The sequence below is a fragment of the Streptosporangium canum genome (assembly GCF_900113865.1).
Classification (GTDB): Bacteria; Actinomycetota; Actinomycetes; order Streptosporangiales; family Streptosporangiaceae; genus Streptosporangium; species Streptosporangium canum.
Map to the genome: position 1 here is coordinate 109,469 of NZ_FOQY01000026.1, position 9,760 is coordinate 119,228.

The window sequence follows — 9,760 nt, forward strand, 5'->3', positions numbered from 1 at the left end:
CCTTTCGACGGGTGATTCCCGCCGGTTCCCCTGTAGGCGGAACTGCCGGTATTCGTCTCCGCGGGCCTCCGCACGGGTCGTGTGCGCCTCCTGAGATCTCCGAGGGCGTAGGGCCCGCCGTGAATGGTCAGCTCTCTGCATATTCCTGGCCATGCGCGCGGGCGCCGGAGTCCCTATCTTCGGAGCCATGCCGACATGGACCGAAGTGGTGCTGCGGGCCTCCGGGCACCGCGGTTGCCGACCCGCGGTCACGGATGTGCGGACCGGAGACGTCCTCACCTACGACATGCTCGCCAAGCAGGTGGGCCACGCGGCGGCGGCGCTGCGTGCCCGCGGCCTGGTGCCGGGCGAGCCCGTGATCGTCCATCTTCCGCCCGGCCACGACTACCCCCTCGCCGTGCACGCCGTCACCGCGGCCGGCGCGCTGGTGGTCCCGCTCGCGGCCGACATGGACCGCGACGCCTTCTACGAACGGCTGTCGTCCAGCCGCGCGCGCGTGATGATCACGGATGCGGCGCTGGCGGAACGGGCGGCGGCGGCCGTCGGAGACTCCCGCATCCGGCGGATCCTCACCTTCGCCGAGGTGGCGGAGACCGTCTGCTCCGACGGCGTGGACGACCCGGTCCCGCCGGGCCCGGACGCGCCCGCGCTCACCTTCGACGGCAGGCGCTCGCTCAGCCACGCCCACGTGGTCGCCGAGCTGGGACGGCTGGTCCCGGAGGCGATGATCAGGGAGCGCGACTTCGTGCTCGTCGGCACCTGCGAGCCGCGCGAGCAGGCCGCCGTCTTCGACCTGGCGCTGATGGGCGGGGCGCACGTCGTGGCCGCTCCGGGAGCGACCGCCGGCGAGTGCCGGAGGCTGATCGAGGAGTACGGCATCACCGTCGCCGCCGTGCCGCAGGGGATGGTCAGGGAGCCGGCCGAGAGCCAGTGGCTGCGCGTCCCCGTCTCGGTCTACGGACACACCATGGACCTCGTCATGCCCAGGCGCTGATCGGCGCCGCCCTCCGCCGCCGATCGGGACCGTCCTAAGCTCGGAGCATGTCTTCAGCGCCATCGTTCGCCGCGACGCTCATGACCGAGGACGGCGTCCGGATCGACGCCGCGCACACCCCGCCGCGCGGGCCGGACGAGCTGGGGATCGTGCTGGCGCACGGGTTCACCGGATCGCTGCGGGAGCGCCCCACGCGGCGGATCACCCATGTGCTCAGCGGGTTCGGCGGGGTGATCTCGTTCGACTTCCGGGGACACGGCCGGTCGGGGGGAGAGTCGACCGTGGGAGACCTGGAGATCCTGGATCTGGACGCGGCGGTGCGCCACGCGCGGGCGATCGGTTACCCCAGGGTCGCCGTCGTCGGGTTCTCGATGGGCGCGGCGGTGGCCGTACGGCATGCGGGGTGGCGCGGGCGGGACGGGGGCCCGGACGGGCGCGGTCTCCGGCCGGACGCGGTGGTCGCGGTCAGCGCGCCCGCGCGGTGGTACTACCGGGGGACCCGGCCGATGCGCCAGGTGCACTGGGCGATCGAGCGGCCGCTGGGGCGGTTGGCCGCGCGGGTGGGCAAGAGGACGCGGATCAGGAAGGGCGTTTGGGACCCGGTGCCGGCGGCGCCCCACGAGGCGGCGGCGCACATCTCGCCGACGCCGTTGCTGGTCGTGCACGGCGACGCGGACGGCTTCTTCCCGCTCGACCACGCCCACCAGATCTACGAGGCCGCCCGGGAGCCGAAGGAGCTGTGGATCGAGCCCGGATACGGCCACGCGGAGTCGGCGGCCACGCCGGGGCTGATCCGCCGGATCGGGGAATGGGCCGTCGCCAACTCCTGAACCCCCGAAGGTGTTTACTCCTAGTGGCGAGGCATGACAGAGGATGTGTCGACACGAGGGGTAGTGGGTATGCGGAGCATCTACGTGGCCGGTCTCGGGCGTGGTGACGGCAGGCAGATCGTCGAGCTCGGCCTGATGGAGCTGCTCACCCGTCACGTGGATCGGGTCGGGGTGTTCCGGCCGATCACGGGGGAGGGCGACGACCGCACGCTCGAACTGCTCAACGCCAGATACCGCCCGGCGGCCTCGGCGATCGGGGTCACGGCCGAGGACGCCGCGGAGATCTATGCGCGGCGGGGCAACGAAGAGCTCATCGCCCGGCTGGTCGCCCGGTTCCACACGTTGGAGCGGGAGTGCGACGCGCTGCTGGTGCTGGGCAGTTCCTTCGACACCGACGACCTCCCACGCGAGCTGGCCCTCAACGCCCGCCTCGCCGCCGAGTTCGGCGCGCCGGTCATCGTGGTGGTGGGGGCGCACGGCGAGCAGGCGGCCGAGATCGCGATGGAGATGCGCACCGGCTACCAGGTCTTCTCGGATCTGGGCAGCACGGTGCTGGCGGTGATCGCCAACCGGGTGCCGCAGGGAATGGTCGTCGAGCCCGGTCTGCCGGTGCCCTGCTACGTCATTCCCGAGCATCCCTCACTGTCGGCGCCGACCGTCGGCCAGGTGCTGCAGGCCGTGGACGCCAAGCAGATCCAGGGGGACGAGGACGGGCTCCGCAGGGACGTGCTCGGGTTCGTGTTCGGCGGGGCCACGCTCCCGGTGTTCCTGGAGCACCTGGTCGACGGCGCCCTGGTGATCACGCCGGGCGACCGGGCGGACCTGCTGCTGGCCGCGGTGGCGGCCGAGGCGGCGGGTACGGCGAGGCCGTCCGGAGTGGTGCTGACGCTGGGGCAGGAGCCCACGGAGGCCGTCAGGGCCCTCACCGCCCGCCTGGCGCCCGGCGTGCCGGTGCTGTCGGCCACCGCGGACAGCTTCACCGTGGCCACCACCCTGGGCGGTCTGGAGGGGCGGCTCACCGCCGACAACCCGCGCAAGATCGAGACGGCCATCGGCCACTTCGAGAGCCACGTGGACACCGCCGACCTGGCCGACCGGATCGAGCTGGCCCGCTCCGACCGGGTCACCCCGATGATGTTCGAGCACACCCTGCTGGAGCGGGCGCGGGCCGACCGGCGGCACATCGTGCTGCCGGAGGGCGAGGAGGACCGGATCCTCCGGGCCGCCGACATCCTCCTGCGGCGCGGCATCGTGGACCTCACCCTGCTGGGGCGGGAGGAGGTGATCCGGCGGCGGATCGGCGATCTCGGGCTCGACCTGTCCGGGGTGACCGTCGTCGACCCGCTGACCTCGCCGATGCGTGACTCCTACGCGGAGGAGTACGCCGCGCTCCGGGCGCACAAGGGGATGACCCTGGAGCGGGCCATGGACGTGGTCACCGACGTCAACTTCTTCGGCACGATGATGTTGCACCGGGGCGTCGTGGACGGCGTGGTCTCCGGCGCCGCGCACACCACCGCCGCCACGATCCTGCCCGCGTTCCAGATCATCAAGACGGTCCCGGGCACCTCGATCGTCTCCTCGGTGTTCTTCATGTGCCTGGCCGACCGGGTGCTCGTCTACGGCGACTGCGCGATCAACCCCGATCCGGACGCCGAGCAGCTCGCCGACATCGCCATCTCCTCGGCCCGTACGGCGGAGCGTTTCGGCATCGAACCGCGGATCGCGATGCTGTCGTACTCCACCGGCCACTCCGGCAGCGGCGTCGACGTGGACAAGGTCCGCGCGGCCACCGCACTGGTCATGGAGCGGGCGCCGGACCTGCTGGTCGAGGGCCCCATCCAGTACGACGCGGCGGTGGACGCCAGGGTCGCCGACGCCAAGCTGCCCGGCTCCCGGGTCGCGGGCCGGGCGACCGTGCTGATCTTCCCGGACCTGAACACCGGCAACAACACCTACAAGGCCGTGCAGCGTTCCGCGGGGGCCGTCGCGGTCGGGCCGGTGCTGCAGGGGCTCCGCGGACCGGTCAACGACCTGTCGCGGGGCGCGCTGGTCACCGACATCGTGAGCACCGTGGCCATCACCGCCGTCCAGGCGCAGGAGGCCGACCGATGAGCGGGCGGTCAGGGCCGTACGGCATGGCGGGGCGGCGTCCGGAGCGCCACCGGGAGGACGGGCCGGGCGGCCGGGGCCGTCCGGCGGGCCGGTGGGAGGGTACGGCGGGCCGCCGGGGACGTCCGGGGGGCCGTCAGGGACGCTCGGCGGGTCGGTGGGAGGATACGGTGGGCCGCCGGAAATGTTCGGCGGGCCGCCGGGGGGAACCGGCGAGCCGTCAGGACGGGGAGGCGTGTTGAGTCGCGTACTGGTGCTCAACAGCGGATCCTCTTCCGTGAAATATCAACTCCTGTCCGGTGGCGAACGGCTCGCGTCCGGGACGGTCGAGCGGATCGGCGAGGCCTCGTCTCCGGTCCCCGACCACGAGGCGGCCCTGAAGGTCGTCGCGGCCGAGCTCACCGCCAGGGGCCTCGGACTCGACTCCGCGGAGCTGACCGCGATCGGGCACCGGGTGGTGCACGGCGGCAAGACCTTCACCGAGCCCACGCTGATCACCGACGAGGTGATCAGGAAGATCGAGGAGCTCATCCCGCTCGCCCCCCTGCACAACCCCGCCAACCTGACGGGCATCGAGGGCGCCCGCCGGCTCCGTCCCGACCTGCCGCAGGTCGCGGTCTTCGACACCGCCTTCCACTCCACGATCTCCCCGGCCGCCGCGACCTACGCCATCGACCGCGAGGTGGCCGAGCGGCTGAGCATCCGCCGCTACGGCTTCCACGGCACCTCACACGCCTATGTCTCCCGCGAGGCCGCTCGCGCGGTCGGCAGGCCGCTGGGCAACGTGATCGTGCTGCATCTCGGCAACGGGGCGAGCGCCTCCGCGGTGTCGGCCGGGCGGTGCATGGACACCTCCATGGGCATGACCCCGCTGGAGGGCCTCGTCATGGGGACCCGGAGCGGGGATCTGGATCCGGCGATCGTGCTGTACCTGGGACGGACGGGAGGGATGTCCCTGGAGGAGATCGACGCGCTGCTCAACCGGCGCGGGGGGATGCTCGGCCTCTGCGGCGACAACGACATGCGCGCGGTGCAGGAGCGGCTGGCCGCCGGGGACCCGGACGCCGAGCTCGCCTTCTCGGTCTACTGCCATCGGCTGCGCAAGTACGTCGGCGCCTACTACGCGGTGCTCGGCACGGTGGACGTGATCGCCTTCACCGGGGGTGTGGGGGAGAACTCGTCGCTGGTCAGGGAGACCGCGCTGGCCGGTCTGGAGGCGCTCGGCATCGCCGTGGACCCGGTGCGCAACCGGCGCGGGGACCGGCTGATCTCGCCCGACGGCGCGGCCGTGAAGGTCGCGGTGATCCCGACGGACGAGGAGCTGGAGATCGCCCGCCAAACTCTTGAGGTTATTTCGCGAACCAATCGCGGATAAACGTCGTCTACCTACAGCGGATGGATGAAATCCGCCGGGAGAAGTCCACGGGACACGAACCGCCGCCTAGCGGTGGTCGTGGGACATACTTCCTGCAGTCGAGCGGTTGCCCAGCGTCGCGGGGGCGTGCTGGGCCGTCCGTCCGTTGTCGTGCTTGTACGGCTCCGCGGAGCCGTACAAGCACGTCTCGGGGTTCTGCGGCCCTTCTGCGGCCTTTCTGCGGCCCGAAGGTCCGCAAGAGGCGTCAGCCCAGGCGGGCGATCGACTTGTACTCCAGGTAGGCCGACAGGCCCTCGGGGCCGAGTTCGCGGCCGAGGCCGCTGCTCTTGAAGCCGCCGAACGGGGAGCTGGACTCGATCATGTAGAGGTTGACCCCGTAGGTGCCGGCGCGCACCTGGCGGGCGATGTCCATGCCGTGCTCGGTGTCGGCGGTCCACACCGTCCCGGCCAGGCCGTAGTCGTTGTCGTTGGCGATGCGGACCGCGTCGGCCTCGTCCTCGTAGGGGATCACCGCCAGGACCGGGCCGAAGATCTCCTCGCGGGCGATGCGCATCTCGTTGGTGGCCCCGGCGAAGACGGTCGGAGCGACGTACCAGCCTCGGTCGTAGGGGCGCTCCAGGCCGCCGACGACCGGCTTGGCGCCCTCGTCGATGCCGATCCTGATGTAGTCCTGGACCCGCTCCTGCTGCCGCTTGGCGACCAGCGGGCCGATGCCGGTGGCGGGGTCGGCGGGGTCGCCGACCGGCATGCCGCGGACCATCGAGGCGACCGCGTCCACGACCTCGTCGTAGCGGTTGCGCGAGGCCAGGATGCGTGTCTGGGCGACACAGGCCTGCCCGTTGTTCATCAGGGAGGCGATCGACAGGAAGCCCATCGCGGAGGGCAGGTCGCAGTCGTCCAGGATGATCGCGGCCGACTTGCCGCCGAGCTCCAGGGTGCACCGCTTGAGCTGCTCGCCGCAGATCGCGGCGATGCGGCGGCCGGCCGCGGTGGAGCCGGTGAAGGCGACCTTGTCCACGCCGGGGTGGGAGACCAGGTGCTCGCCGGCCTCGCGGCCGGCGGCGACGATGTTGACGACGCCGTCGGGGATGCCCGCCTCCTTGACCATCTCGGCCAGCAGGTAGGAGTCGAGCGGGGTCTCGGGGGCGGGCTTCACCACGACCGTGCAGCCCGCGACGAGGGCGGGGGCGAGCTTGATCATGATGACGAACTGCGGGACGTTCCACGGGACCACGGCGGCGACCACGCCGACCGGCTCGCGGCGGACGGTCACCGGGCCGAAGGTGCCCGGCCGCTCCTCCTCGACGGGGAAGGACGCGCCGAGCCCGGCGTAGTACTGCAGCATGCCGAGCGGCTGCGGAGCCTGCGCCATCTGCGAGAAGGTGATGGGGGAGCCCATCTCCAGCGTGATGATCTCGGCCATCTCGGACTGGCGGGCCGCGTAGATCTCGGCGAGCCTGCCGACCACGGCGGCGCGTTCCGCCATCGTCATCCGGGGCCAGGGGCCCTGGTCGAAGGCCTGGCGCGCGGCGGCCACCGCGCGGTCCATGTCGGCGGGGGTGCCGTCGGGGACGCGGCCGACGACCTCCTCGGTGTGGGGCGAGACGACGTCGATGGTCCCGGTGCCCGCGGGGGCCACCCAGTCGCCCCCGATGAACAGCGTGTCGTGCTGACGCATGATGTGTTGCCTCCTGGTGGGCGGGCCGGAGTCAATATCTGAGCTAGTGCTTGCTTGGATAGTGTCGTCCGCCGGGGAGGGCTTCACAAGGCCCCGCGCCGATGAGACCGAATCATGTTCTGTCGGTGATGGCAAGGGACCGTACTGTGCGAGGATTCCCCCGGTGGATCTCCCGTGACGGTGGTGCCGCGGCCCGGGCGGCGGCATTTGTTTAAAGCACCGCAGACTGGTAGATAGTTCGTCAATGGTGCGTGGTTTCCGCCGTTCCGGTGGCGGGCACCAAGATCGTCTTCTATAGTTTCGCTCCGTCCATGAGGGGGCTCTGGAGGTGAGCGAAGCGTGAGATCGACTCGCGCGGCCACGCTGGGCGCCGTGCTCGCCGCGCTGCTCCTGACCCCTGTCATGGCCGGCGCCGCCGTCCAGCACGCCGCCAGACCCGACCCCGAGGCCGAGCTCCGCAAGCTCACCCGCGAGGCGAGCCAGCTCAACAAGAACTACCGCGGCCAGGTGCAGAGCCTGGAGGAGACCCGGGTCCAGGCCAGCAAGGCCGCCGCCAACGCCAAGAGCCTGAAGAGGGCGCTGGCCACCGCGCAGGTCGACGTCGTCCGGTTCGCCCAGACCGCCTACATGGGCGGCACGCTGGACGGCGCCAACCTGCTGAGCTTCCAGGGCGACGCCGGCAGCGTCCTCAGCCAGGCCGCAACCATGTCCTACCTGGCCAGCCAGCGCGCCACCCAGCTCAACCGGCTCCAGGAGATGATCAAGAAAGCCAAGGTCGCGGAGAAGTCGGCGGAGGCGAAGGTCGTCAAGCTCAAGGACGACATCGCGGCTCTGAAGAAGGACAGGGTCCGGATCGAGGGACTCCTGGCCAAGTACGGCTTCCAGACCCCCTCCGGCAGCGGCGGCCTGACCGCCCGCACGGTGGCCATGCGCAACATGGTGTTGCAGGCCTTCCCGATGCCCTACAGCTACGGCTGCCTGCGCCCCGGCGATCCGGGCGACCACGGCAGCGGCCGGGCCTGCGACTTCATGATGAGCACCGGTGGCCGGGTCCCGACCGCCGAGGCCAAGGAGCGCGGCGACCGCCTCGCCCAGTGGGCCATCACCAACGGCCCCCGGCTCGGGGTCATGTACATCATCTGGCAGCAGAAGTACTACGACGTCCGGACCGGCGCCGGCTGGAAGATGATGTCCAACCGCGGCGGCAACACCGCCAACCACATCGACCACGTCCACATCTCGATGTTCTGAGCTGCCAGCTTCCTGACCTGCGGTGATCTCGTCGTAAGCCCTTCTCAGGGCACATCCAGGGCACTTCGGCCCATCGCCCACACGTCTTCGATGACCTGCCTCATGCGGTCCTCGCTGGAGGGCATCAGGTGCGTGTAGGTCCGCAAGGTGAAGCCGGGGTCGGCGTGTCCCAGGAAGTCGGCCACGGCCTTGATGGACACGCCCCGCTCCAGGAGCACCGAGGCGAAGTGATGGCGGAGCATGTGGAAGCCGTTCTCCCTGGTCGCCGAAATGCCGACCTTGGTCAGGGTGAGCTTCCAGACGAAGCGGTTGAACTCGGTGCGGTTGATCACACTGCGCAGCCTGGTCGTGAAGACCAGCTCCGCCGAGTGCGGCGGTCCATCCGCTGTGCGCCAGGGCAAGGTGACCTCGACCGGCGCGAAGGCCTCCTGATGATCCGAAAGGCGCAGGGCGAGACTCTCCGGGAGGGGGACGTCACGAACCTTTCCGCCTTTCGGCAGTGCGAAGAGCATGCGGCGATCGTTGGGTAACTTGACCTGCCGCCGGACATGGACGACTCCGGCCGCAAGGTCGATGTCGTCGACTGCCAGGCCAAATGCCTCACCCTGACGGAGCCCGAGCATCGCCGCCGCCTGCACCATGACCTCATAGCGTCGTGTGACGGCGCCGGCCACGGTCTTCACCTGTTCCACCGACCATGGCCTGATCTTCTTGGACTCCGCTTTCGGTGGCTTCACCGATCCCGCGTGGCAGGGATTCTTGGGAATGAGGTCGTCGTCCACCGCAGCGTTCAGGAGCGCGGAGAAGTGGGCGAAGACGGTCCGGACGTAGTTCGGCGCGAGCTTCACCTGAAGGCCGCGCAACCACGTCTGAAGGAGACTGGGGCGTAACTCCCGCAGCTCCTCCTTCCCGAGAGTGGGGTAGACGTGGAGCCGTAGGCGGATCTCCACCAACTCGTATGACGACCGGTCGAAGGTCTGTGCGGCGAGCCACTGATCCCCGTACTCCTTGACTGTGATCTTCCCCGCGTTCGGGTCGACGTAGGTTCCGCGGTTCAAGTCACTGGTGATCTGGGCGTCGAACGCTTCGGCGCGGCCTGCGGTCCGGGTCGGCTTGCCACCGGGCGGTAGCGGTCGGGGTCAGCTTCGGCCTAGCTGCCGGTAGATGGCGACGGCCTCCTGCTCCACGGGTGCCGCCTCGGCATGGCAGCGCAGCCTCTTCAGTGTGTTGCCGAGGTTGCTCAGCAATTGGGCGAGGTTGGGGCGGTAGCGGTCGGGGTCGGCCTCGGCCAGCTGCCGGTAGATGGCGACGGCCTCTTGCTCCACGGGCAGCTCCTCGGCGAAACGGTCCAGTCGATACAGCGTGTGACTGAAGTGGCCCAGAGATGCGGCGAGGTCGGGGCGGTAGCGGTCGGGGTCGGCCTCGGCCAACCGCCGGTAGATGGCGACCGCCTCCTGTCTCACCGATGCCACCTCCGCGAAACGGCCTAGCTGATACAGCGTGTGACCGAGGTTGCTCAG

8 protein-coding genes are annotated in these 9,760 nt (G+C 70.5%); 5 read left to right on the forward strand and 3 right to left on the reverse strand.

All coding sequences use genetic code 11. The features are described from left to right. The first annotated feature begins 187 nt into the window (after positions 1-187). The 4 genes from BM085_RS30400 to BM085_RS30415 all read left to right on the forward strand — a co-directional run bounded on the left by BM085_RS30400 (position 188) and on the right by BM085_RS30415 (position 5,311). The gene (locus BM085_RS30400; protein WP_177245354.1) at positions 188-994 is read left to right on the forward strand and encodes an AMP-binding protein; all 807 of its coding nucleotides are present in this window, start codon (positions 188-190) and stop codon (positions 992-994) included. A 47-nt stretch (positions 995-1,041) separates the two neighbouring features. Next, a complete protein-coding gene (locus BM085_RS30405; RefSeq protein WP_093890292.1) occupies positions 1,042-1,824 on the forward strand; it encodes an alpha/beta hydrolase in 783 nt (260 codons plus the stop codon). A 69-nt stretch (positions 1,825-1,893) separates the two neighbouring features. Continuing rightward, positions 1,894-3,939, forward strand: coding sequence for a phosphate acetyltransferase (gene pta, locus BM085_RS30410; protein WP_093890293.1), 2,046 nt, complete (start codon positions 1,894-1,896; stop codon positions 3,937-3,939). A gap of 232 nt (positions 3,940-4,171) precedes the next feature. Then, on the forward strand, positions 4,172-5,311 hold the full coding sequence (locus tag BM085_RS30415) for an acetate/propionate family kinase (RefSeq protein ID WP_342742906.1): 1,140 nt from the start codon (positions 4,172-4,174) through the stop codon (positions 5,309-5,311). A 244-nt stretch (positions 5,312-5,555) separates the two neighbouring features. On the opposite strand, the gene BM085_RS30420 is transcribed toward BM085_RS30415, so the two are convergent. Then, positions 5,556-6,989, reverse strand: coding sequence for an aldehyde dehydrogenase (locus BM085_RS30420; RefSeq protein WP_093890295.1), 1,434 nt, complete (start codon positions 6,987-6,989; stop codon positions 5,556-5,558). Positions 6,990-7,328: 339 nt separating this feature from the next. Here BM085_RS30420 and BM085_RS30425 point away from each other — a divergent pair, with 339 nt between their 5' ends. After that, positions 7,329-8,240, forward strand: a complete 912-nt coding sequence (locus BM085_RS30425) for a coiled-coil domain-containing protein (protein WP_093890296.1) — start codon at positions 7,329-7,331, stop codon at positions 8,238-8,240. Positions 8,241-8,284: 44 nt separating this feature from the next. Here BM085_RS30425 and BM085_RS30430 read toward each other — a convergent pair whose 3' ends face one another. Then, positions 8,285-9,298 (reverse strand): tyrosine-type recombinase/integrase, encoded by a 1,014-nt coding sequence (locus tag BM085_RS30430; protein ID WP_177245355.1) that lies wholly within the window; start codon positions 9,296-9,298, stop codon positions 8,285-8,287. 81 nt (positions 9,299-9,379) lie between these two features. Continuing rightward, positions 9,380-9,760 (reverse strand): tetratricopeptide repeat protein (locus tag BM085_RS44745; RefSeq protein WP_177245356.1); only part of this gene is annotated, 381 nt, incomplete at its 5' end.